Source organism: Proteus sp. G2609 (assembly GCF_963896135.1).
In the GTDB taxonomy this organism is placed as follows: domain Bacteria; phylum Pseudomonadota; class Gammaproteobacteria; order Enterobacterales; family Enterobacteriaceae; genus Proteus; species Proteus mirabilis.
In genome coordinates this window covers 118,858-144,777 of the sequence record NZ_CAWQNB010000009.1, presented here as the reverse complement: position 1 = coordinate 144,777, position 25,920 = coordinate 118,858, and the positions used below count along the sequence as shown (strand labels likewise).

The following is a 25,920-nucleotide window of genomic DNA, read 5'->3' as shown; positions in this document are numbered from 1 at the left end:
TTTGAAAGGATATGTCAGCGTAGAAAATCGTTTTTTAGTGATATGAAATCAAGAAAAAAACCCTATTACCGAAGTAATAGGGCTGAAAGGAACAAATAAATTAGATACAAGTAAGTGGGGTTTAACGCGAGCTGTTACGTAACAGAAGATAAATTTCTTCGTTGCCACGTTTAATGTTTAATGCAAGAACCGGTGGTTTAGCATCGATGGTTTTACGTAAGTCACCTAAGGAGCCAATTGGCATATTGTTGATACCAATAATAAGGTCGCCTTTTTGTAACCCCGATGCTGCTGCCGCTGAGCCTTTCTCCACAGAATCTACAGCAACCGCTTTAACTTGTTTGTTAACATAGTTACTGAGCGTTGCCCCTTGAAGTGCGGGAGAGAAGTTATCCGCTCGCGTTGCATCTGCTGATTGTTTCTCTAGTGTAACTTTGACATCCATTGGTTTTCCTTGGCGGATCAAACCAATCAGGATCTCTTTACCTGGTGGTGTTGTACCAACTTTTGCTCTTAATTCAGCAAAGCTATTAATGCGTTTACCATCAATAGAAATAAGGACATCACCTGGTTTTATACCGGCTTTAGCTGCGGAAGAGTCCGCCAATACTTCACTGACAAAAGCACCTCGTTGGGCATCAATTTTAAAGGATTTCGCTAAATCAGCATTCATTTCAGTACCGCGAATACCTAAAATACCGCGTTTTACTTCACCATGTGTAATCAGTTGTTGGCTGAGATCACGCGCCATATTACTTGGGATCGCGAAACCAATACCAATATTGCCACCACCTGGTGCTAAAATTGCGGTATTAATACCGATAAGTTCACCATTGAGATTAACTAAAGCACCACCAGAGTTACCACGGTTAATTGATGCATCAGTTTGAATAAAGTTTTCTAACCCTTCCAGATTTAAACCACTACGACCTAAGGCTGAAATAATACCGGAAGTCGCGGTTTGACCTAAACCAAATGGATTACCCACAGCAACCGCAAAGTCACCAACACGTAATTTATCTGAGTCAGTCATTTTAATGGCGGTTAAGTTATTGGGTTTCTCAATTTGTAGCAGGGCGATATCTGTTTGTGGATCGCTACCAATTAATTTGGCGTCAAATTCACGGCCATCATTAATTTGGAGTTGAATTTTATCGGCTCCATCAACAACGTGATTATTGGTTAATACATAACCTTTTTCAGCATCAATAATCACCCCTGAACCTAAGCCTTCAAAAGGGCGGATGCTTTGTTGTTGTGAAGGAAAATTTGGACCAAAGAAAAATTTAAACTCTTCTGGAACCTGCTGGCTTTGCACTCGAGTTCCAGAAACATGCACACTGACCACAGCGGGCAAGACTTTTTCTAGCATTGGAGCCAAGCTAGGTAGTTGTTCTCCAGATGGCATTACCGCAGGCAGGGCAGCCATACTGGTTGCCGGGAGAGTAGAGAGTGATAAACCAACACTCATCGCTAATGCGCTAAGTAGCAATTTTCTTTTTTTAGTCAACATGAATATGAGTCTCTTGATATTGTTATCAAAAATATTTATTGCTCAATATGAGCTCGATGTTACTAAGACATATAGAAATAAAGGAAAGTTCATTGGTAAGCTATCAGTAGGGCTTTCTTTTACATGGATTTACAAGACAATAGCTATCTTTAAACCGTCCTATTAAATCATTAACTTTTTACAAAATAATATAAAATAAACGCCACAATAGTTGTGGCGTTTGTGTGTTAATCATCTTTTTTATCGGTAGGTCTAAATAATCCAGATGCCCCTTCGGAATAATCCCGTGGCGGCATTTTGATCGGGGATTGATCATTGGCTGCCTCTGATTCACTTAACCGATAATTAAATGGGTTATCTTGAACAGGCATGTCTGGCATTAACTCATTGGAGCTTTTTGCCATGTGTTGATAAAGTTGGCGGTAGTCTTTCGCCATATTGTCCAGTAGTTCAGCACTTCGAGCAAAGTGGCTGACAAGCTCGTTGCGATATGTATCAAGTTCTTCTTTTTTAGTATCTAATTCTGCTTTTATAGCATCTTGTTGGCGCATGGTTTTATTACCATAACGCATTGCCAGTGCGCCGATAATAAGACCAACAACTAATCCAATCAGTGCATAAACCCAAACCATGGCAACTCCTTTTCATCTAATAGTGAGGACGATGGATTCTTATAACATCATAACCGCTAAAAGGCATGGGTGGAATAATATCCTTAAGCTTAATATGAAAATTCCTGTGTTACATCGATGTTAAAACAATTCTTACTGCTTATAATAGAGGCATTCGCAAGGTATTTACTTATGTCAAAATTTTAAGGATAAGAGAGCATCCATGACCGTTAGCACGCCATTATCACTTTATGAAACCGCGTTACAGCAGGGGGATTATCAACCTGATGAGGTTCAGCGACAAACCGTTCTCCATCTGCAACAGTTATACCATGCATTATTAAACCGGACATCACCAGAAAAAAGTTCTATTACTCAGCGGTTGTTAGGAAAGTTTCGTGCGAAAAAAAGCGCAATTGTCCCTGAGCGTGGTGTTTATATGTGGGGAGGGGTTGGGCGAGGTAAAACCTGGTTGATGGATATGTTCTATCAAAGCTTACCCACAGAACGAAAACTGCGTCTGCACTTTCACCGCTTTATGTTACGGGTGCAAGATGAATTAAAAGGCTTACAAGGGCAAGAAAATCCACTGGATATCATTGCTGACGGCTTTAAAGCGCAAACCGATGTACTCTGTTTTGATGAGTTCTTTGTTTCAGATATTACTGATGCGATGATTTTAGGAACATTACTTGAAGCGTTATTTGCCAGAGGTATTACTTTAGTGGCGACATCTAATATTCCCCCTGATGATCTCTATCGCAATGGACTACAACGAGCACGTTTTTTACCTGCTATAGAACAAATAAAAAGCCATTGTGAAATTTTGAATGTTGATGCGGGGATTGATTATCGCTTAAGAACATTAACTCAAGCCCATCTATTTTTATCTCCATTAACAGAGCATAACCGCCAGCAAATGGATAAAATTTTTACTCAGCTTGCCAGCAGTAGTGAAGTTGTATTCGCGCCCACATTAACCATTAATCATCGTCCAATGGTAATGAGAAAAGTGGCTAATGGTGTACTGGCGGTTAACTTTGATACGTTATGTGTACAAGCGCGGAGTCAACTTGATTATATTGAATTATCAAAGCACTATCACACTGTGTTGCTTTATGAAATGGTGCAGATGGGGAGTAGAAATGAAGATGTTGCCCGTCGTTTCTTAGCATTGGTTGATGAGTTCTATGAGCGTAAGGTGAAACTAATTATTAATGCTGATGTTGAGATGAGCGAGATTTATCAAGGGCAATTTTTACGTTTTGAATACCAACGTTGTTTATCGCGTTTGCAAGAAATGCAAAGTGAAGAGTATCTTTCACAGCCTCATCTCGCTTAATTGTTAAAGAAACTCTGTTTTGATTATGGTAGGATGGCGCTCATTGTAACGCTTGATGCTATTGATTGTTATAAAAATGGCAAAACGGTACTTATTAAGTGATTACAATCGCTTTGGCAAGGGAGAATGCTTCTCTTCAGGTGGTAATAGTTGATGACAGAGATGGCGAGTAGGCTAACAAAAATAGCGCCATAAGGTATTTTTTGCTGAAATATTGAAAAAGAATCCAATTGTTTTTCAATTATGACTCGATTTTTTTTTCTGACTTCTCTATAATCTTGCGACCCCACGTTGCAGCAAGTTTTTTATTTCCCAAAAAACTCGCATTTTAGAGTCAGCAGTGCTACTCGAAGGGGTAGGTTTGCTGGACACAAGAGTCGTGTGAACCTCAATAGCATTTGAACCGAGTGTTCACCAACGTGTAACTAAACATTGGGTAATTTTCAATAATGAAAACTTTTACAGCTAAACCAGAAACCGTAAAACGCGACTGGTATGTTGTTGATGCAGACGGCAAAACTTTAGGTCGTTTAGCAACTGAAATCGCACGCCGTTTACGCGGTAAACATAAAGCGGAATACACTCCGCACGTTGATACTGGTGACTACATCATCGTTTTAAACGCTGAGAAAGTAGCGGTAACTGGTCATAAACGTACTGACAAAGTTTACTACCGTCATACTGGTCACGTAGGTGGTATCAAGCAAGCGACTTTCGAAGAGATGATCGCCCGTAGTCCTGAGCGTGTAATCGAAATCGCGGTAAAAGGCATGCTGCCAAAAGGGCCTCTGGGTCGTGCTATGTACCGTAAACTGAAAGTTTACGCAGGCGCTGAGCACAACCACGCGGCACAACAACCGCAAGTTCTGGACATTTAATCGGGATAATAGGCAATGGCTGATAATCAATACTACGGCACAGGTCGCCGCAAAAGTTCTTCCGCACGTGTCTTCATTAAGCCAGGTAGCGGTAATATCGTAATCAACAAACGTAGCCTTGAAGTTTACTTCGGCCGCGAAACAGCACGTATGGTTGTTCGTCAACCGCTGGAATTAGTTGATATGCTTGGTAAACTGGATTTATATATCACTGTTAAAGGTGGTGGTATCTCTGGTCAAGCAGGTGCGATTCGTCACGGTATCACTCGTGCACTGATGGAGTACGATGAGACTCTACGTTCTGATCTGCGTAAAGCTGGTTTCGTTACCCGTGATGCGCGTTCTGTTGAACGTAAAAAAGTGGGTCTGCGCAAAGCACGTCGTCGTCCACAGTTCTCAAAACGTTAATTTGTTATCTTTTAGATATCAATTTGATGTTGAAAAACCCGTCTTTACAGGCGGGTTTTTTTATTTTTAAAATTGTTTTGAAAATGTGGTGTTGTGGCCGAAAAAAGCATGGATTAAAAGCAGATCAAAAATACGTTTTTTTAGAGTTTAATCCTTAATATCTTTTTTTTATGATATTATAAACTAAGTTTTTGTGTATATTAGCAGATTGAATTGAATTATTCGCATTGTTCACCCTAAGTGACATGAAATCTGATAGAATAGCCTGCTTTAGTGTCTTTCTTTCGACGATTTCTTAATGCTGCATGCTGCCTATGGCCATTTTACTGTGGTTAATGTCCATAAAGAATTTGACAGTCATACCAAAACTATTATGACAAATTGATATTGTGATTGTTTTGGTATTGCTTGATTATGATATGTGCCGCAAAGACAAACGGTTTTTTGAACCTGTAAAATACAATTATCTTAGGATAAGACTATTATGCAGGTGGTACTCAATGTCGTACTCAATGAAGTTAAGTTATTTATAACTTTTTAAGTTAACGGCATGAGTGCGTTTGTCTTGTAGGAATGGGGGAATGGAAGATGCATAAGCATGTTTGTTCCTTTAATTGATTAACTTGGAGGTTTTCATGGCTGTCGCTGCCAACAAACGTTCGGTAATGACTTTGTTTTCCGGTCCGACTGATATTTTCAGCCATCAGGTCAGAATTGTCCTTGCGGAGAAAGGTGTCAGTGTTGAAATTGAACAGGTTGAAGCTGGTAATCTTCCACAAGATCTTATCGATCTTAACCCGTACCAGAGTGTGCCGACTTTGGTCGATCGTGAACTGACTTTATATGATTCACGTATTATTATGGAATATCTTGATGAACGCTTCCCTCATCCTCCTTTGATGCCAGTGTATCCTGTTGCTCGTGGTAGTAGCCGTTTAATGATGCATCGCATTGAACAAGATTGGTACTCTTTAATGAATGTTATTGAAAAGGGTAACGATCAACAAGCTAATGCAGCACGTAAACAACTCGCCGAAGAGCTATTGGCGGTATCTCCGGTATTTAAAGAATACCCTTATTTTATGAGTGAAGAGTTTAGCTTAGTGGATTGCTACCTAGCTCCTCTCTTATGGCGTTTACCTGTATTAGGCGTGGATTTAAGCGGTGCAGGTGCGAAAGATGTACAAATTTATATGCAACGTGTTTTTGAGCGGGATTCTTTCCTTGCGTCATTAACCGAAGCAGAGCGCGAAATGCGTTTACCTTCAAGAGGATAATAGAGCATGGAGATTAAGGATATGTCTCCGCGCCGTCCGCATTTATTGCGTGCGCATTATGATTGGATCCTTGAAAACGAGTTAACCCCCCACTTAGTGGTAGATGTTAATGTCGAGGGTGTTCAAGTCCCTATGGAATATGCGCACGATGGTCAAATCGTACTAAATATTTCTCCTTTTGCGGTAAGTCATCTTGAATTGATGCCGCATCAGGTACTATTTAGTGCAAGCTTTGGTGGTGTACCTCGTAAAGTGCGCGTACCTATGGCGGCTGTAATAGCAATATATGCGCGAGAAAATGGTGCGGGTATGATGTTTGAGCCAGAGCCAGCCTATGAGGAAGGTTATACACCATCATTGGTGGATGATGAGCAGCAAGACGGCAGTTCAGCTTCGGCCACTGAAGGACTGTCTTTAGTGAAAGATGAGACACAGGCTGAAAACCCATCTTCTCCAGATGATGATCCTGAGCCTCCTCGCCCAACAGGTCGCCCATCATTGCGTGTAGTGAAATAAATAACGTTTTTATTTTCATTGCATAAAGCCCAGTTAAATGCTGGGCTTTTTTATATCTATTTGATTTTTCAATTAACGCTATTTTTGCACTAGCAAACTAATAGCCGTAAATAAATATTGACCAATCTCAGGTGTCATCCATGTACCTTTAGCGATTTCATGATCAGTTTGATAAATGGTACGGATCTTGGCCTGAATATCACTATCACCCTGTGTAAATTGATTGAACATATTTAGCCACATCTTAGCGAGGTTTTGCACCTGCTCTGAATCTGCTTTTTCTCCGCAAGTGAGTGCATTATATAATCCAGAAATAAGCTCAGGCCAGACACTGCCAGCATCAAAATAGTGCTGATGTACTACGGCAAATTGTTCTGGAGTCAGATGAGGTTTAAAAACAGATAATTGATATTCGCTAAAGCCTTTAGCAACAAAATCTATCATCTGTTTAGTAATACCGGTAGCCGTCGCAAACTTATCATCAGAAATATGCATTTTATTTAAACGGACAAAAAAGTCGGGATTTCCCCCAGTATCTTGCTCTAAAGCTATCATCCACTCTCTTGAAACTTGCATCGCTTCATTTGAATCGGCTGATTTACCTTGTTTAATCAAATTATTGACAGTTGAAATACGCTGTTGCCATGCTTGGCTTTTTAATGTGTGCGCAGTATAGAGGGGTAACTGCGCTAACTCAGAATAAGTAAAATATTTATCGTACATAGACATCATCTCCAATAAAGAAAACCAGTCATGTTGCGTAAATGGAGTGCCTGTTTGTATTTGTTGTTGAACATGCTCTAGCTGATAACGCAATTTGGCAATTTGTTGCATTTGCGTGGTTAATTGGCTAATGCGCTCTTCAATTAAACAAGCTATCTCTGCACTATGACCATTAAGAATATGACCGATGTCTTTCAGTTTGACGCCAATTTGACGTAGCATTTGAATTTGCGTTAATCGCTCTATGCTTTTCATATCATAGAGTCGATAACCTGCATCGGTTCTTGCAGTCGGTTGCAATAAACCTATCTCTTCATAATGATGGAGAGTACGGATCGTTAATCCCGTCTTTTTAGCGATCTCTCCTACTTGAAATAGCATATCTTCACCTCCTGTATGTCATGCAGGTTAAAACCTCACGTAACGTAAGGGTCAATAGGTTAATTTAAATTTTTTTGTACGATAAAACAGCATAAAAAACGCCCTATAGTGATATAGAGCGTTTTAATGAGTCAATTAAATAAAAGAGATTATTTCAGTAATTCTTCTAAACAACCCGTGTAAAGATTTACCGCAGTCATCAGTTGTTGTTCATCAAAATCAAAGCCTGCTTGGTGATGTCCGGCAGTTCTATCGGCACCAACAATAAAGTAAAGAGATTTACCACCACAGCGTTGTACTCGTTTTGCTAACACCGTTGCATCTTCACTTCCGCCGAATGGACGGGTTGGGATCGCAGTGAGTTCTGGGTGTTTACCCACCACTTTGGCCATCACATCAATCAGTTCTTGGTCATTGGTTAAATCAACCGCTTCCCCCATCACTTCGCTTTCCATTTCTAATTGGAAGCTATGTGCGGCACCTTCTGCCATACGTACAGCATTGGCAGCCATAAAGCTATTGATCTCTTCATTTTCACCACGCACTTCGATTTGCATTTCGGCATTGGCAGGAGTGACGTTACGACCTTCACCGGCTTTTAATACCCCAACATTAATACGAGACATCCCCTTACCATGGCGAGAGATCCCCAGCATTTGTGTTGCGGCATGGCAAGCGCCTGCTAATGCGTTACGACCTAGCTCTGGCTCTGCCCCCGCATGAGAAGGCGTACCTTTAAAACGGAAATCATATTTAGTGGTACATAAAAAATGTGTTGGGTTAAGAACGATTTCACCACTATTGGCGATAAAGCCTAAGTGTGAGCCTAAGAAGTAATTTGCATCATCAGCAATGCCACTTTCCGCCATTGCTCTTGCACCACGAACGCCTTCTTCTGCGGGTTGGAATAAAATTTTTACTTTACCGCTCACTTTATCTTTATTGTCGACTAACCAGTGAGCAACCCCTAAACCAATAGTAATATGACCATCATGACCACAAGCATGCATTTCGCCAGGATGACAAGAGGCGAAATTTTCTACTTGTGGACGATGTTGAGTCTCTGTTGTTTCTGTTACCCCAACACAGTCAATATCAAAACGCAGTGCAACAGTAGGCCCTGGTTTGCCACTATCGAAAATAGCGACACAACCCGTAAGCTCTTGCATTTCATCAAGCAGTGCTTCGTCAACATGGTGTTTTCTTGCTACCGCCAATCCTTTTTCAACCACCTGACGACGGCGTCCAAAAGCAAAGTCTTGGTTAATAACTTCAGGGCCGACTTTAACTTCTAATCCTAAGCCACGTAGCACTTTGACGATTTTGGCAGTGGTTAAAAATTCAGACCAGCCAATTTCAGGGTATTGGTGAAATTCGCGACGCCATTTAATTAATTGTTCTAGTGAAACTGACATAATCATTTCTCCACTTATAACATGAATAACGCAACAGCGATGACGCCGATAATCATACCCGGTGCAGTACGTTTTGCGATTTCCATAGGGTTGATATTGGCAAGACCAGCACAAACAATGGCTGCCCCTGCTAATGGTGACATTGTACGACCTAATGCGCCTGATAATGCTGCTGCCATACCCATGTCAGGAATTTCATAACCAAATTGTGCAGCGTGTGGTGTGACGGTTTCGTTGAAAGCAAATGCTGCAGCATCACCAGAGCCAGTAATAATCCCCATTAAGAATGGCCCTAATGTACCACCCCAACGGGCAAATTCAGGTGAGTGAGTTAAGAAGTTGATAAAGGCATCAATCAGACCTGATGCTTTTAGACCGGCTGCAAATACGGCTGCTGCGATAATGATCCCCAGCACATCCCCATAAGCATTACCCATCCCTTTAAAGAACTCTTTAGTAATTTGAGCCGGATTGGTTAATGTGATGATCAGTGCATAAATGGCACCAATTAACATTGCTGCTGGCACAGATAGTTTAAAAGTACTAAATGTTTCGAAGAAAGGCAGTATTAATAGAATTAATGGGATAAAAGGCGCAGTTGCATATAAATAATTAGGGCGTACTGCTTCTGGTGTTGCTTGAGAAGATGAGTTGGCGACATCTGTGGCTACAGAAGAGACTTTAAACTCTTTTTTCACTAAAGCGACAACAGCGAGTGAAACTGCTGCTATTGCTCCTGCCATTAAACTATATGGGCTATGGCGAGCGATTAAATCGACGACTTCCATATTGGCCATATTCGCCACAAAAGCGTTATGTGACATACCAGGGCTTAACATGGAACCGATAGTACCACATAACACCGCACCACCTGCGATTGCGGGGTGAATACGTGCCGCGATTAATAACGGAATAAGCGTTGCACCAACGGCCGCTGCACATCCGGCTGCTGATGGGATCGCAATATTAATAAAATAAGTGACGATCACTGTTGCTGGAATAAGAAAGAAACCAAGACGAGTCAGGACTTTTGATAAAACATGGACTAAGTGCATATCGCACTTGGTGTATTTCATCACGTAGGCAAAACCCATACTTGAACAGATAGCTTGAATTAATGATGATGAAACCATGCGATCACTAAATGCAGTGAAAGCATCGAGCGGTGTCAGACTTAAAATACATAACAATAAGCCGGCACCGATCAATACCATACGGGTTTCATATTTTTTTATTAGCAAATAGACCGTTACGATAATAACGGCTACGGCTATAAGTTGCATCACCATGGTGATCCCCTAGTTAATTATGACAATGTGCTTAATGAATAAAATAACCCAATATCAATAAGTTATATTTTTCGGTAAAGTTATCAGGTAATTCCATTATGAAGTTGCTAGGCTGACAATATTTGATTGTTATCAAGTTTGCGCACTGAAATAAAATCTATTTTTTTAGACTGTGATGTTATTAACAATTGCAGTCAAATAATGATGGACAAAAATTAGCGTAAAAGTTAAATAAAAACAGATAAAGTAAAAATTAGGAAAATAAATTAAATTAACTATAGAGCATAGATGTTATTTTTATACAAAATAAAACAACTATTTTTTGTAGAAAGGTGTTGGAGGAAATTATTATTAAACAATAATGAGAATAATTATTAAAATAGTTGTTTTTAGGAGGGGGGATTAATATTTATAATAGTTAAAAATAAATTACCCCATTTTAATAAAACAGGGTAATTTATAAATAAAATTGTATTGTTACTATTTTAGTATTAAAGATAAGTAATATTGAATATTGCTATCTTTAACAAGATAAATAACGCAAGATCCCTTCCGCTGCTTCTCTTCCTTGTGCTATCGCGGTGACCACCAGATCGGAGCCTCTTACAATATCACCTCCAGCAAATACCTTAGGATTGGTCGTTTGCAAAGGTAATAGTGGATCATCATTAATAATAATTCTACCCGATGATGCGTATTGAATATTATTTTCATCTAACCACGGATAGTGTGCAGGTTTAAAACCAAATGCAAGAATAACCGCATCTGCGGATAATATATGTTCGCTGCCTTCTATATATTTTAATTCCCCGTTGGTTTGTGTTTTTATTACACGAACACCGATGACGTTATTATTAGCATCTACTTCAATATCAAGGGGTTGGCGATTAAATAAAAATTCGCCACCTTCTTCTTTGGCATTTTTTACTTCACGTTTAGAGCCGGGCATATTATTTTCATCGCGACGATAAACACAAGTTACTTTAGTGGCACCTTGGCGGATCGCGGTTCGTACACAATCCATCGCCGTATCCCCACCCCCTAACACCATCACGTGCTTTTTATTGAGGTCGATATAAGGTGATTGGGGATCTTCTGCATAACCCATTAAATGGCGAGTATTACCAATTAAATAAGGTAAGGCATTATAAACCCCCATTGCGTTCTCATGGGCAAAATGACCACTCAAACTTTGATAAGTACCCAAGCCAAGGAAAACAGCATCATATTGCTCCGTCAGTGTTTTTAGTGAGATATCTTTGCCTATTTCTGTATTAAGACAAAAGGTTATTCCCATTTCGCTAAATAACTCGCGTCGTCTTACCATCAGCGATTTTTCAAGTTTAAAAGAGGGAATACCGAAAGTGAGTAATCCACCGATTTCAGGGTGTTTATCATAGACTACGGGTTTTACTCCTTGGCGGATCAGCACATCAGCACAAGCCAATCCCGCAGGGCCTGCACCAATAATGGCGACTTTTTTATCTGTCATGGTGACTTGAGACAGGGAAGGGCGCCAGCCCAGCGCAAAGGCGGTATCATTGATATAGCGTTCTATATTACCAATAGTGACCGCACCAAATTCATCATTTAACGTACAAGCGCCTTCGCATAATCGGTCTTGTGGACAAACACGACCACAGATTTCCGGTAAGCTATTGGTTTGATGAGAAAGCTCTGCTGCTTCTATTATTCGTCCTTCATTGGCTAATTTTAGCCAATTAGGGATATAGTTATGCACCGGGCATTTCCATTCACAATAAGGATTACCACAGTCTAAACAGCGATCGGCTTGTGCAGAGGCTTGCTCAGCAGAAAATGCCTCATAAATTTCGACAAACTCAATTTTACGCACAGCTAACGGCTTTTTAGTCGGTTCAACGCGATTTAAGTCGATAAATTGATACACATTCTGACCCATCATTTTTCTCCTATTGTGCCTGAACGCGTAATTCAGCGACTGAACGGCGAGGATGACCTAATAAGGCATGAACATCACTCGATTTAGGTTTGACTAATTTAAAGTGTTGTGACCAATATTCCCATTGAGAAAGTAGTCTTTCTCCTTGTTGGGAGCCAGTTAGCCGTACATGCTCTGCGATCATACCGCGAAGATGCTCTGCCAAAATCGCATAATTAGCCACGGGAAGAAGCTCAATAGAGGCGTTATTGATCCGTTGTGATAGTGTGGTATCTTCATCTAACAGATAGGCAAAGCCCCCCGTCATCCCTGCACCAAAGTTAATCCCTGTTTTACCAAGAATACAGACAATACCGCCGGTCATATATTCGCAGCCATTATCCCCAACCCCTTCAATCACCGCAATGGCGCCAGAGTTTCTGACTGCAAAACGTTCACCCGCTAATCCAGATGCATAGAGTTTTCCACCTGTTGCGCCATATAAACAGGTATTTCCCATAATCGTGGTCTGATGGGCTTTAAAGGCAGAACCGACTGGCGGTGAAATAACAATGCGTCCACCCGCCATGCCTTTCCCGACATAATCATTGGCATCACCCACTAAGGTTAATTCCACCCCTTGCGCATTCCAAACGCCAAAACTTTGACCAGCAGTACCCGTAAAGTGAAGTTTTATTGGTGTAGCAGATAAACCACTTTCACCATAGGTTTTGGCAATGAGCCCGGATAACGTGGCTCCCACTGAACGGTCTGTGTTACGAATGGAAAAATAGTGGGTTTGGCTTATCTTTTGTTCGACGCCTGTGATGGTTTGCGCAACAATACGTTGATTTAATTCTCCTTTATCATAAGTATCATTGTGCTCCTGACAATAGAGCGCTTTACCTGTAGGAGAGGACGCGGTTTCTAATAATCCTGTGAGTGATAATTTTTGCTGCTTACTGGTTATCCCCTCTAAGCAAGAAAGCAAATCCGTTCTGCCGATTAAATCGGTTATTTTCCTTACGCCAAGTTGTGCCATAAGTTCACGGGTTTCTTGGGCAATAAAGCGGAAATAGTTGATAACGCGCTCAGGTAAACCATGAAAATGTTGGCGGCGTAGGGTTTCATCTTGGGTTGCAACCCCCATAGCGCAATTATTTAAATGGCAAATTCGCAGATATTTACAGCCTAACGCCACCATTGGCCCGGTACCGAAACCAAAACTTTCAGCTCCTAAAATGGCCGCTTTTATAATATCAACCCCCGTTTTTAATCCACCATCAACTTGTAAGCGCACTTTATGACGCAGATTGTTGGCAACTAATGCTTGTTGCGCTTCTACTAGCCCTAATTCCCAAGGGCTACCTGCATATTTAACTGACGTTAATGGGCTGGCACCAGTACCGCCGTCATAACCTGCAATAGTAATTAAGTCTGCATAAGCTTTAGCGACTCCGGTGGCGATTGTACCAACACCCGGCTCAGAGACCAGTTTGACAGAAATAAGCGCACGGGGATTAATCTGTTTTAAATCGAAAATCAGTTGTGCTAAATCTTCAATAGAGTAGATATCATGATGGGGAGGCGGGGAAATCAGTGTGACGCCCGGTACGGCATAACGCAGTTGCGCAATATAAGGCGTGACTTTATCACCGGGTAACTGGCCACCCTCACCGGGTTTTGCCCCTTGTGCCACTTTGATTTGTAATACATCCGCACTCATTAGATAAGACGGCGTGACACCGAAACGACCTGAAGCTATCTGTTTGATACGCGAAACTTTGTTGGTGTTGTAGCGTGCCGGATCTTCACCACCTTCTCCAGAGTTTGAAAATCCGCCTAAGGTATTCATTGCTTGCGCAAGGGCTTCATGGGCTTCTTTACTTAATGCACCAATTGACATCGCCGCAGTATCAAAGCGTTTAAACAGTTCACTTTCTGCTTCGACATCTTCAATTGCAATAGGGGTTGTGTCATTGAGAGCTAATAGATCACGTAAGGTGGTAATAGAGCGTTGTTGCACTAATTGGGAATAATGTTGGTAATCAGCATAGTCACCACTATTTACCGCTTTTTGCAACGCTTGAACCACATCAGGATTATAGGCGTGATATTCTCCTTGATGGGTATATTTTAATAACCCACCAGCGTCTAGAGGATAGCGAGTTAGCCAAGCACGTTTGGATAGATTAAATAAGTCTTGTTCAAAATCGCTAAAATCTGCACCGTTAATACGATTATCAACCCCATCGAAGCAACGTTTAACGACATTATCATGCAACCCTACGGCTTCAAATAGCTGTGAGCAACGGTAAGAGGCAACGGTGGAGATCCCCATTTTGGACATTATCTTATACAGACCTTTGTTGATCCCATTACGATAATTGAGCATGACTTGCGCATAAGTACCCGACAATATTTTTTTATCGACTCGTTGCGCTAAGGATTCATAAGCCAAGTAAGGGTAAATAGCGGTTGCGCCAAAACCTAATAGTACAGCGAAGTGGTGGGGATCACGGGCGCTTGCAGTTTCAACAATAATATTGGCATCACAGCGTAAATTATTATCTACCAAGGCTTTTTGTACCGCACCTACCGCCATAGGCGCAGGAATAGGTAATCGCGCTTGAGTGATATTTCTGTCGGATAAAACCAGTAATACTGCGCCACGATTAACCGCTTGTTGCGCCGTTTCACATAAGATGTGTAGTGCGGTTTCTAAATTATTTTCAGTCGGTTGATAGGTGATATCTAGCGTGATGGATGAATAATAAGGGCTTTCTTGATTGAGTAATTGTTGAAAATCACTATAAAGCAAAATGGGTGATTTAAAACTGAGGCGATGGGCTTGTCCTTCCGCTTCACTAAAGACATTCATTTCGCGACCAATACAGGTTGCTAAAGACATCACATGCGCTTCTCTTAATGGATCAATCGGCGGATTGGTCACTTGCGCAAATTTTTGTCTAAAATAGTCATAAATTAAGCGTGGACGCTGAGAAAGTACGGCAAAGGGCGTGTCATCTCCCATCGAGCCGGTGGCTTCCTGCCCATTTTCAGCCAGTACATGCAAAATCGTTTCCAGCTCTTCTTGGCTATAAGCGAACTGTTTTTGGTATGTCGCCAGTAAGCTATCATCAAAAGCGCGCTCTCCTGTCGCTTGTGGCTCAGGCAATTGCTCAAAAGGGATCAGGCGTTTAACGTTACGCTCCAACCAAAGTTTATACGGGTGTCGCCTTTTTAAATCTTCGTCAGTTTCAGCAGAATGTAAAATGCGACCTTGATAAGTATCTATTACCATTAGTTCGCCAGGGCCGACACGCCCTTTTTCTAGAACTTCATCAGGTTGATAATCCCAAATGCCAATTTCAGAAGCACAGGTAATAATATTATCGGTCGTGATAACATAGCGAGCTGGACGCAGGCCATTTCTATCTAGTGTACAGGCTGCATAGCGACCGTCAGATAACACGATCCCCGCAGGTCCATCCCAAGGCTCCATATGCATAGAGTTAAAATCAAAAAAAGCACGTAGATCATCATCCATTTGTGGATTATTTTGCCATGCGGGCGGCACTAATAGGCGCATAGCGCGGACAATATCCATCCCCCCATTAAGAAAGAGTTCGAGCATATTATCCAGTGAGCTTGAGTCTGAGCCACTCTCATTTACAAAAGGCGCTGCAGTTTGTAAATCGGGGATCAGCGGTGTATGAAATTTATAGGCTCTTGCTCTTGCCCATTGACGATTTCCGGTAATGGTATTGATTTCACCATTATGGGCAAGATAGCGAAAAGGCTGCGCAAGCGGCCATTTTGGGGTGGTATTGGTGGAAAAACGTTGATGAAAAAGACAGATGGACGATTCCATCCGTAAATCCGCTAAGTCAGTAAAAAAGCGAGGCAAATCAATTGCCATGCACAGCCCTTTATAGACAGTCACTAAATTAGAGAGGCTACAAATATAAAAATCATTATCGGTAATACGTTTTTCAATTCGGCGACGAGCGATAAATAAGCGGCGCTCAATATCATTAATACGCCATCCGGCAGGCGCATTGACAAAAATTTGTTCTATTGACGGTAAAGAAGAGAGGGCGATACTGCCTAAAATATCTGTGTTAGTTGGTACTTTACGCCAGCCAACGATAGAGAGTGTTTCTCGTTGCAATTCTTCTTCAACAATTTGACGGCACTGTGCAGCGATAGCATTATCTTGGCTTAGAAACAGCATGCCTACTGCGTAATTGTTCGCTAAATGCCAGCCATTTTCCTCGGCAATTAACTGAAAAAAACGCGTTGGTTTTTGTAATAATAACCCACAACCATCGCCGGTTTTTCCATCAGAAAGGATCGCGCCACGATGCTGCATACGGGCAAGGCCATGGATCGCATTTCTGACAATTTTATGGCTGGCTTTCCCCTCAATATGGGCTATTAACCCAAAACCACAATTCTCTTTTTCCGCTGTTTTTTGATAGAGCATAGTTTGCTTCCTACTCAGTTTATGGGCACCTCAAGAACGAGCGCAAAAGGAACGATTTTGTCTCAAGGGTGTAGGTAAATTTATGGGTGCTCATCGGGTGATGGTGTCTTTAGCTTTGCTATCTCGGTTTTTTATTTTGCTAAGCTACTAGTCAAATTATCGATAAATAAAAAACAGGTCAATCAGCAAGGATATTTGACTATAGCCAGCGTGATGAGCGTTTTTTTTCTTTAATTATTTGATAAATAAAAATATTATTTGAAAATTATTTCATTGGTTATGGGATAGTGAGTGTGAGCTATCTCACTTTTTTTATGGGGTTCTGCTTTATTGCATTCTTTGATGTTAGATAATGCCAGTGAATTTATCTTAATTATTAATCTATTTTAGTATTTTATTGTTTTTATACTTTTTATCTAAAAAAAGACAAATTGCATTTTTTAATTTCTCTCTTTGGTAAAGAATATAACTATTATTTATGTAATACCTCTATAAATTGTTTTTATAAATACCCGCGGGAAAAGGAGGATCACTGATACAAAATAATGCAAAGGCAAGATACAAGGTGAAAAATCGTGTTTTGGCTACAATTTTCTGAATGTTCACCACTTCGTCAATGTATTTTTAAGGTATCATTCTCTAGATTCAATCTATTGGAGTTTTCAATGAAATTGCTCAAAGGGCTTGCCCAATATTATGTAGATTTAATGATGAGGCTAGGGTTAATCCGCTTCTCATTACTGTTAGCATCCGCATTGGTTGTATTAGCGATGGTCGTACAGATGGCCGTGACATTCCTACTTGCCGGTGATGTCACTAGTATCGATCTGGTACGCTCTATCTTCTTTGGTTTGATTATTACCCCTTGGGCTGTCTATTTTCTTTCCGTGGTGGTAGAGCAACTTGAAGAATCACGACGTCGTTTATCGCGGATGGTCGATAAATTAGGCGTAATGCGACAGCGAGACTTAGAGCTGAATTCACAATTAAAAGAGAATATTGAGCAATTAAATTTAGAGATCCAAGAGCGTGAAAAAGTAGAAAAAGCCCATCTTGAACTATTGGAAAAACTCAAAAGTGAAATGAAGCGTCGTGAATTGACGCAAATTGAACTAGAGCAACAATCTTCCTTGTTACGCTCCTTCTTAGATGCCTCGCCAGATCTGGTCTACTATCGCAACGAAGATAATGAGTTTTCTGGTTGTAACCGTGCTACAGAGCTATTGACCGGTAAAAGTGAAAAACAATTAATTGGCTTAACACCACTGGATGTGTATGACGAAGATATCGCCGTCAAAGTGATGGAAACCGATGAGAAAGTCTTTCGCCATAATGTGTCACTCACTTATGAGCAGTGGTTGGTGTATCCGGATGGGCGTAAAGCGTGTTTTGAGTTACGCAAAGTGCCCTTTTATGACCGAATTGGTAAGCGTCACGGCTTAATGGGCTTTGGACGTGACATTACAGAGCGTAAGCGCTATCAAGACGCGTTAGAAAATGCTAGCCGTGATAAGACCACCTTTATTTCTACAATCAGCCATGAGCTACGTACGCCGCTTAATGGGATTGTGGGGTTAAGTCGTATTTTATTGGATACCGAATTATCACCAGAACAGCTCAACTACTTAAAAACTATCCATGTCAGTGCCATAACGTTAGGTAATATTTTTAACGATGTGATTGAAATGGATAAAATTGAGCGCAGAAAGATCCAGCTTGATAACCAACCTATCGACTTTACTGAATTTATCTCTGATTTAGAAAACCTATCGGGATTATTAGTCCAACCTAAAGGGTTAAAATTCACCTTAGAAGCGCAAGAAACGTTACCGCATAAAATTACCACCGATGGGACTCGTTTGCGTCAAATCTTATGGAACTTAATTGGTAATGCGGTGAAATTTACCCAAGAAGGGGAAATTAAAGTACGCATTTGGCAAGAAGCGCCTGATAAGTTGTTCTTTGAGGTAAAAGATAGTGGTATTGGTATCCCTCAAGGTGAACTTGAGAAAATCTTTGCCATGTACTATCAGGTCAACGACAGTCAAGGTGGACGTTCTGCAACGGGAACAGGTATTGGTCTTGCTGTCTCAAAACGCTTAGCACAGCATATGGGAGGCGATATTCATGTGGAGAGTGAGTTAGGACATGGTTCTATCTTTACGCTTTCCATTGTCGCTCCTGCGATTAAAGAGCAAAGTGATTTTGAAGAGGATGATGAATTATTGCTTCCAGCCCTTAATATCTTACTGGTTGAGGATATTGAGCTAAATGTTATCGTAGCATGTTCAGTATTAGAAAAATTAGGCAACACGGTAGATGTGGCGATGACTGGGCAAGAGGCTTTGCAAATGTTTAAGCCGGGTGAATATGACTTAGTGCTGTTAGACATTCAATTACCTGATATGACCGGATTTGATATTTCAAGAAAATTACGTCAAGAGTTTGATAGCAGTGAATTGCCGCCATTGATTGCCTTAACCGCCAATGTCTTAAAAGACAAAAAAGAGTATTTAGACGCTGGAATGAATGATGTGCTTAGTAAACCGCTTTCTGTGGATGCGTTGACAGCCATTATTAATAAATTCTGGGGAGATGAAGCGGTTTCCGTGACATCGAGTGAGTCACCTCAATTGTTGAGTAAAAATGAAGAGTTACTCGATATCGACATGCTGAATCAATACATCGAACTTGTCGGACCTCAATTAATCACGGATGGTTTAGATGTTTTTGAAAAGATGATGCCAAGTTACCTGTCTGTCCTTGAATCTAATCTGACGGCACGTGATCAAAAGGGCATCACTGAGGAAGGACATAAAATCAAAGGCGCGGCAGGCTCTATAGGTTTAAAACATTTACAGCAACTGGCAAAACAGATCCAATCTCCAGAATTACCTGCATGGTGGGATAATGTTCAGGAATGGGTAGACGAGTTAGAAAGAGATTGGAGAAAGGATGTAGAAAGTTTAAGAAACTGGTTGGCAGACGCTAGAAAAAAATAACCCCAACCGAAGGTTGGGGTGCGCGAATACTGCGCCAACACCAGGGAAACTTTTCTACTCGCTTTTTTGATTATCATTACATAGGCGAATAGGATGAAGCTATTCCATACATCATACAAGCAACAAAATAGCAAATATAAGTTTTTTTGTTACAAGAAACATTTAAATATGTGATGGCGATTGGTGTTTACACCTATAAATGGGTAACTAGTAATCTACTACAAATGGAGAAAGATATGAAATCAATTGCGGTAATTTTAAGTGGTTGTGGTGTCTTTGATGGCAGTGAAATTCACGAATCAGTGCTCACAATGCTTGCTTTAAGCCAAAATAAAGCTGAGGTTCATTATTTTTCACCTAATGATTTTCAACCTACTGTAATTAATCATATTACTGGAGAAGAAAAAGCAGAAAAAAGGAATATGATGGAGGAGGCTTCGCGTATTTCTCGTGGGAAAATATCGCCTTTATCAGATGCTAAGGCTGAAAACTTTGATGCAGTAATTATCCCCGGAGGTTTTGGTGCAGCAAAGAACTTATGTAATTTCGCCACGAAAGGTGTTCAGTGTGAAATTAACCAACAGCTCTTAACTTTTGTTCAAAAGATGCATCAACAGAAAAAACCACTAGGTTTAATGTGTATCGCCCCCGTTATGTTACCAAAGATGTTAAATGCCCCAGTAAAACTAACCATTGGTAATGATGCAAAAACGGCAGAAATGATCACCGAAATGGGAGGGATACATATTAATTGTCCTGTCGACGAAATAGTGGTTGATGATGAGTATCGGGTTGTGACCACCCCTGCATATATGCTGGCAGAATCGATAGCACAAGCTCAGGTGGGGATTGAGAAGCTGGTTAAAAAAGTACTAGAAATGGCATAACAATAGAGTGAATACAGCAGATGGTACTAGTGAGAAAGTTAAAGAAACTATTAATTATTCTAATTGCTTTATGGTTAGGGATAGTTGTCCTGTTTTCTTTTTTACCGGTGCCTTTTTCTGCTGTAATGCTACAAAGACAAATTTCTTCGTGGAGTAAGTTTGATTTTTCTTATGTATCCCATTCTACATGGGTTAGTGAAAATGAGATATCCCCACAGATCTATTTAGCGGTAATAGCCTCTGAAGATCAAAATTTTCCAAAACATTGGGGATTTGATTTCGATGCGATTGAAAAAGTTTTCCAAAATAGCCTGCAAAGCTCAAAAACGATACGAGGTGCCTCTACTATTTCACAACAAACGGTCAAAAACTTATTTTTGTGGGATGGGCGTAGTTGGATAAGAAAAGGACTTGAAGCCGGAATGACGCCAGTGGTGGAGCTAATTTGGTCTAAAAAACGTATTTTAACCGTTTATCTGAATATCGTAGAGTTTGGCGACGGTATTTTTGGGGTTGAGCAGGCTTCTCAGCACTATTTTCACAAGCCGGCTAAACAACTCACCGCCCATGAGGCGGCTTTATTAGCCGCTGTTTTACCTAATCCACATATTCTTCATGTTAATAAGCCTTCCGCGTATTTGCTAAAACGACAGCAGTGGATCTTAAATCAAATGCGATTAATGGGAGGAACTTCGTTTTTAAGCAAAAATGCGTTGTTATAACCATTAAAATACTTTTTTTATTGATTCGTCATTTTGTGACGCCATTGTGGCTATTGCATTCGGATCGTTTGCTTGGCGGGATTGAGTGCGAAATTGCGATGGTGTCATACCATATTTACGTTTAAATGCGTCACAAAAATAAGCATTACTACCAAAACCACAGCGATGACTAATTTGAAACACAGAATAGTTAGAAAAGGTGAGGTAATTTAATGCGATCCCCATTCTGACATCCAACAGTAATTGACAAAACGAAACGCCCTCTTTACTTAAATGACGACGTAATGTTGATGGCGTAGTATAGAGCGTTTTTGCTACATCCTCTAAATGCCATTTACGTTGCGGATCTTGTGTTATTAGATGAGTAATCGCCTGATTTTTTGGCTCATCATAATTAAAACGAAAAATATTAAGAATATCGACCCCTTCGTGATAAACCGCCAGCAAAATAAAAAAGAGGCTCTGTTGCATAAACAGGGTCTCTTGAGAGGGGGTGCCATGTTCAAGCGGTAGACATTGCTGAAGTAACGTAAAATTAGTTTTAACCACCTCAGGTGTTGATAGATGATAATCAGGAAGATGACGAGTAATCGGCGCCCCTGATTTTATTAATGGTTTAAGTAAAGAGAACACAGATTGTAATTCAGTTTCAGACAGTACTAAGGTATGTAATTCAATCGGTTTGGTCGGGAAAAAATTTGTCACATCACAAGAAACTTGACTATATTTAGGAATAATCAACGTGAGATTAGTGGTGACTGTGATAGTTTGCCCATTAATACAAATCTCACCTTTTGCACCATATACCATCGCGATCATCGGGTTTTCGATGTAAAACGTTTTTAAGGATATTTGGTTAGAAGAAAGTATGTGTTTGTATTCCATTGTCTTAGATATACCACAGGCAAGTTCAAAATGAACATGGGTTAAAATAAACAAAGCTTAAAGTTAACCACTTAATTTGTGAACTTATAAGCAGTAAGCATGGGTTTTATTATCACAATATTCCTATTGCGAAACCGCGTCGTTATACCGAATAGTATAAGAGTGGCTCAGAATATAATCTTGTTGCTGAGCAATAACAATATCGATATCTGTTCATTTTTTACTTTTATTTTTACCATTGTTATTTTTTCTAAACAAATTGCTGTTTATTTAAAACGCATTTTTTGAAACTCGGTGTAAAATCGCGCGGCATTGATGGAGCGCTTTATCCTGTTTGAGGAAAATGCAATTTATCTTTATTCACACCCTACCCAACATTCATTTCATTATTTTCTCGGTGATTTTGAATGACATAATCTGATGGGTAGTGCGGTATATATTCGTCTATTTCCTGATTTATTTGATCAATTTTGCCAAGTTGGCAGGAGTGGGTATGCCTGACTTTTCTGAGAAGGGTTGGCTTGCTGACATCGCTTTACGATATGAGTTAAAGCGAGGAAAGACATGTCTTACTGAAAAACGTCATCTCGGCCCCTTAATGGTTCAGCGACCTTTTTATCCAGAGCAAGGTGTTGCACATACCTATTTGTTGCATCCTCCTGGTGGGGTGGTCGGTGGTGATACGTTATCCATTAATATTAATGTGCAACCTTACGCACATGCCCTATTAACAACGCCGGGGGCGACAAAATTTTATCGTAGTGCAGGAGGCACTGCATCGCAAACGCAGACATTGACGGTTGCACAAGAGGGCTTTTTAGAGTGGTTACCCCAAGAGAATATCTTTTTTCCTGATGCTCAAGTGTGTTTAACCACACATATTCATTTAGCCTCATCAGCGAAATTTATCGGCTGGGAAATGCAGTGTTTTGGACGCCCAGTTTTAAATGAGTGGTTTGAAACTGGCAAGGTAAAAGGGCGCTTAAATTTTTATGTTGATGAGAGATTAATTTTAACAGAGTCAATGCGGGTTGAAGGCTTACAAAAACAAGCTGCCGCAATGCGTGAATTTCCTATGTTTGGCTCGCTTTATATTTATCCTGCAACCGATGCATTAAAAGAGATTATTCAACACCATTTAGAGAAGGTAAATCCCCTAGTTGAATATGGTTTAACGGATGTTGATGGCATTTTAGTTTTACGTGTATTAGGGACGCAAACCGAGCCGATGATGGCGTGTTTTGCGCAAGTATGGCAAATCGTCAGACAGCACTGGCTAGGTTATTGCCCTGAGCCACCGCGGATCTGGGCGACATAATCGTTTATTTTAGGAGCAGAAATGGAATTAACACCAAGAGAAAAAGATAAATTACTGCTTTTTACTGCAGGCCTTGTTGCAGAAAGACGTTTAGCTAAGGGATTAAAACTTAATTACCCTGAAGCTGTCGCCTTGATTAGTTGCGCCATTATGGAAGGCGCACGAGAGGGGAAAACAGTTGCTCAATTAATGAGTGAAGGACGTACTGTTTTAACCGCAGAGCAAGTAATGGAAGGGGTGCCAGAGATGATAAAAGATGTTCAAGTAGAGTGCACTTTCCCCGATGGCACCAAATTGGTTTCAATTCACTCACCTATTGTGTAGGTAATAACATGATCCCCGGTGAAATTAGAGTTAATGCAGCATTAGGCGATATTGAACTGAATGCTGGTCGCGAGACAAAAACCATACAGGTGGCTAATCATGGCGATAGACCTGTACAAGTCGGCTCTCATTACCACTTTTATGAAGTGAATGAGGCACTCAGGTTTGCACGAGAAGAGACATTAGGTTTTCGTTTAAATATTCCTGCTGGTATGGCTGTGCGCTTCGAGCCAGGTCAAAGTCGCACTGTTGAGTTAGTGGCTTTTGCAGGAAAACGTGAAATTTATGGTTTTCATGGCAAAGTGATGGGTAAATTGGAGAGTGAGAAAAAATGAAAACTATCTCACGTCAAGCTTATGCGGATATGTTTGGCCCAACAACAGGCGATCGTTTGCGATTAGCAGATACCGAGCTGTTTCTTGAAATTGAAAAAGATTTCACCACTTATGGCGAAGAGGTCAAATTTGGTGGTGGTAAAGTTATTCGTGATGGTATGGGGCAAAGCCAAGTTGTTAGTGCTGAGTGTGTCGATGTTCTGATCACCAATGCCATTATTTTAGATTATTGGGGCATTGTAAAAGCAGATATTGGCATTAAAGATGGCCGTATTGTCGGTATTGGCAAGGCAGGTAATCCAGATGTTCAGCCCAATGTGGATATTGTCATTGGCCCCGGAACAGAAGTTGTCGCTGGAGAAGGTAAAATAGTCACTGCTGGTGGTATTGATACCCATATCCACTTTATTTGTCCACAACAAGCCCAAGAAGGTCTCGTTTCTGGCGTAACCACCTTTATTGGTGGAGGAACAGGCCCTGTGGCGGGTACTAATGCAACCACAGTTACCCCCGGTATTTGGAATATGCACCGCATGTTAGAGGCGGTGGATGAATTACCTATTAATGTGGGTTTATTTGGCAAAGGTTGTGTCAGTCAGCCCGAAGCAATCCGCGAACAAATAACAGCGGGTGCTATAGGTCTTAAAATACATGAAGACTGGGGGGCAACGCCAATGGCAATTCACAATTGCCTTAATGTCGCCGATGAAATGGATGTACAGGTGGCTATTCACTCTGACACCTTAAATGAAGGTGGTTTTTATGAAGAGACAGTAAAAGCCATTGCCGGTCGAGTGATCCATGTATTCCATACCGAAGGCGCAGGTGGCGGTCATGCCCCTGATGTGATCAAGTCGGTAGGAGAGCCCAATATTTTACCTGCATCAACCAACCCAACGATGCCTTATACCATTAATACCGTGGACGAGCATCTTGATATGTTGATGGTCTGTCATCATCTCGATCCCTCTATTCCTGAAGATGTGGCATTTGCTGAATCTCGTATTCGTCGCGAAACCATTGCTGCAGAAGATATCTTACATGATATGGGGGCAATTTCGGTGATGTCGTCAGACTCACAAGCCATGGGACGAGTCGGAGAAGTTATCTTACGCACTTGGCAGTGTGCACATAAAATGAAATTGCAACGAGGCACATTAGCGGGTGATAGCGCAGATAATGATAATAATCGTATTAAACGTTATATCGCTAAATACACGATTAACCCGGCACTGGCACATGGTATTGCTCATACGGTGGGATCAATAGAAAAAGGTAAACTTGCGGATATCGTGCTATGGGATCCTGCTTTCTTTGGCGTCAAACCGGCACTTATCATAAAAGGTGGTATGGTCGCTTATGCGCCAATGGGGGATATTAATGCGGCTATTCCAACCCCGCAACCGGTTCATTATCGTCCAATGTATGCCTGTTTAGGAAAAGCCAAATATCAAACGTCGATGATCTTTATGTCAAAAGCGGGTATTGAGGCGGGAGTGCCAGAAAAATTAGGCTTAAAAAGCTTAATTGGTCGTGTGGAGGGCTGTCGTCATATCACAAAAGCTTCGATGATCCACAATAACTATGTTCCTCATATCGAATTAGATCCACAAACTTACATTGTTAAAGCGGATGGTGTACCACTGGTTTGTGAGCCAGCGACTGAATTACCGATGGCTCAACGCTATTTCTTATTTTAACCAGC

At 40.9% G+C, this 25,920-nt stretch carries 20 protein-coding genes; 12 read left to right on the top strand and 8 right to left on the bottom strand.

All coding sequences use genetic code 11. The annotated features are described in order from the left end of the window. Positions 1-121: 121 nt before the first annotated feature. Complete coding sequence (degQ, locus tag AACV01_RS03875; RefSeq protein WP_020945150.1) at positions 122-1,513, bottom strand: serine endoprotease DegQ; 1,392 nt, start codon at positions 1,511-1,513, stop codon at positions 122-124. Between the two features lie 227 nt (positions 1,514-1,740). Further along, positions 1,741-2,145 (bottom strand): Z-ring associated protein ZapG, encoded by a 405-nt coding sequence (zapG, locus tag AACV01_RS03870; RefSeq protein ID WP_004245287.1) that lies wholly within the window; start codon positions 2,143-2,145, stop codon positions 1,741-1,743. 202 nt (positions 2,146-2,347) lie between these two features. Here zapG and zapE point away from each other — a divergent pair, with 202 nt between their 5' ends. From zapE to sspB, 5 genes are all read left to right on the top strand, one after another. Continuing rightward, entirely contained in the window at positions 2,348-3,466 is a 1,119-nt protein-coding gene (zapE, locus tag AACV01_RS03865; RefSeq protein ID WP_020945151.1) for a cell division protein ZapE, read from the top strand. A gap of 449 nt (positions 3,467-3,915) precedes the next feature. Beyond that, on the top strand, positions 3,916-4,344 hold the full coding sequence (rplM, locus tag AACV01_RS03860; RefSeq protein ID WP_004245285.1) for a 50S ribosomal protein L13: 429 nt from the start codon (positions 3,916-3,918) through the stop codon (positions 4,342-4,344). A gap of 15 nt (positions 4,345-4,359) precedes the next feature. After that, positions 4,360-4,752, top strand: a complete 393-nt coding sequence (rpsI, locus tag AACV01_RS03855) for a 30S ribosomal protein S9 (protein WP_004245284.1) — start codon at positions 4,360-4,362, stop codon at positions 4,750-4,752. Positions 4,753-5,387: 635 nt separating this feature from the next. Beyond that, positions 5,388-6,029 carry a stringent starvation protein SspA gene (sspA, locus tag AACV01_RS03850; RefSeq protein WP_004245282.1) on the top strand — a complete coding sequence of 214 codons (642 nt, stop codon included), beginning with the start codon at positions 5,388-5,390 and terminating at the stop codon, positions 6,027-6,029. Positions 6,030-6,035: 6 nt separating this feature from the next. Next, the gene (sspB, locus tag AACV01_RS03845; protein WP_161682460.1) at positions 6,036-6,545 is read left to right on the top strand and encodes a ClpXP protease specificity-enhancing factor; all 510 of its coding nucleotides are present in this window, start codon (positions 6,036-6,038) and stop codon (positions 6,543-6,545) included. A 78-nt stretch (positions 6,546-6,623) separates the two neighbouring features. Here the strand turns inward: sspB and AACV01_RS03840 are convergent, their stop codons facing one another. From AACV01_RS03840 to gltB, 5 genes are all read right to left on the bottom strand, one after another. Further along, the gene (locus AACV01_RS03840; RefSeq protein WP_049216740.1) at positions 6,624-7,649 is read right to left on the bottom strand and encodes a MerR family transcriptional regulator; all 1,026 of its coding nucleotides are present in this window, start codon (positions 7,647-7,649) and stop codon (positions 6,624-6,626) included. Positions 7,650-7,798: 149 nt separating this feature from the next. Continuing rightward, positions 7,799-9,064: an amidohydrolase gene (locus AACV01_RS03835; protein ID WP_161682458.1), complete on the bottom strand. Its 1,266-nt coding sequence runs from the start codon at positions 9,062-9,064 to the stop codon at positions 7,799-7,801. A gap of 14 nt (positions 9,065-9,078) precedes the next feature. Next, positions 9,079-10,353: a C4-dicarboxylate transporter DcuC gene (gene dcuC, locus AACV01_RS03830; RefSeq protein WP_004245277.1), complete on the bottom strand. Its 1,275-nt coding sequence runs from the start codon at positions 10,351-10,353 to the stop codon at positions 9,079-9,081. Between the two features lie 523 nt (positions 10,354-10,876). Then, the gene (locus AACV01_RS03825; RefSeq protein WP_004252677.1) at positions 10,877-12,274 is read right to left on the bottom strand and encodes an FAD-dependent oxidoreductase; all 1,398 of its coding nucleotides are present in this window, start codon (positions 12,272-12,274) and stop codon (positions 10,877-10,879) included. Between the two features lie 10 nt (positions 12,275-12,284). After that, positions 12,285-16,742, bottom strand: a complete 4,458-nt coding sequence (gene gltB, locus AACV01_RS03820; RefSeq protein WP_161682456.1) for a glutamate synthase large subunit — start codon at positions 16,740-16,742, stop codon at positions 12,285-12,287. A gap of 665 nt (positions 16,743-17,407) precedes the next feature. On the opposite strand from gltB, the gene arcB reads away from it, so the two are divergent. The 3 genes from arcB (at position 17,408) to mtgA (ending at position 21,353) form a co-directional block, all read left to right on the top strand. Beyond that, positions 17,408-19,744 (top strand): aerobic respiration two-component sensor histidine kinase ArcB, encoded by a 2,337-nt coding sequence (gene arcB, locus AACV01_RS03815; protein ID WP_004245272.1) that lies wholly within the window; start codon positions 17,408-17,410, stop codon positions 19,742-19,744. Positions 19,745-19,980: 236 nt separating this feature from the next. After that, complete coding sequence (elbB, locus tag AACV01_RS03810; protein ID WP_012368845.1) at positions 19,981-20,631, top strand: isoprenoid biosynthesis glyoxalase ElbB; 651 nt, start codon at positions 19,981-19,983, stop codon at positions 20,629-20,631. A gap of 20 nt (positions 20,632-20,651) precedes the next feature. After that, positions 20,652-21,353 (top strand): monofunctional biosynthetic peptidoglycan transglycosylase, encoded by a 702-nt coding sequence (gene mtgA / locus AACV01_RS03805; RefSeq protein ID WP_049199599.1) that lies wholly within the window; start codon positions 20,652-20,654, stop codon positions 21,351-21,353. A 3-nt stretch (positions 21,354-21,356) separates the two neighbouring features. Here the strand turns inward: mtgA and AACV01_RS03800 are convergent, their stop codons facing one another. After that, complete coding sequence (locus AACV01_RS03800; protein ID WP_004245268.1) at positions 21,357-22,238, bottom strand: helix-turn-helix transcriptional regulator; 882 nt, start codon at positions 22,236-22,238, stop codon at positions 21,357-21,359. 493 nt (positions 22,239-22,731) lie between these two features. Here AACV01_RS03800 and AACV01_RS03795 point away from each other — a divergent pair, with 493 nt between their 5' ends. Genes AACV01_RS03795 through ureC form a run of 4 tightly spaced genes read left to right on the top strand, consistent with a single transcriptional unit; the run spans position 22,732 to position 25,915 of the window. Further along, complete coding sequence (locus AACV01_RS03795) at positions 22,732-23,556, top strand: urease accessory protein UreD (RefSeq protein WP_004248933.1); 825 nt, start codon at positions 22,732-22,734, stop codon at positions 23,554-23,556. Between the two features lie 21 nt (positions 23,557-23,577). Then, a complete protein-coding gene (gene ureA, locus AACV01_RS03790; protein WP_004245265.1) occupies positions 23,578-23,880 on the top strand; it encodes an urease subunit gamma in 303 nt (100 codons plus the stop codon). Between the two features lie 8 nt (positions 23,881-23,888). Further along, positions 23,889-24,215 (top strand): urease subunit beta, encoded by a 327-nt coding sequence (locus AACV01_RS03785; RefSeq protein ID WP_004245263.1) that lies wholly within the window; start codon positions 23,889-23,891, stop codon positions 24,213-24,215. Next, a complete protein-coding gene (gene ureC / locus AACV01_RS03780) occupies positions 24,212-25,915 on the top strand; it encodes an urease subunit alpha (protein ID WP_049199601.1) in 1,704 nt (567 codons plus the stop codon). Before AACV01_RS03785 ends, ureC begins: the two co-directional genes overlap by 4 nt. The last annotated feature ends 5 nt before the right edge of the window (positions 25,916-25,920 follow it).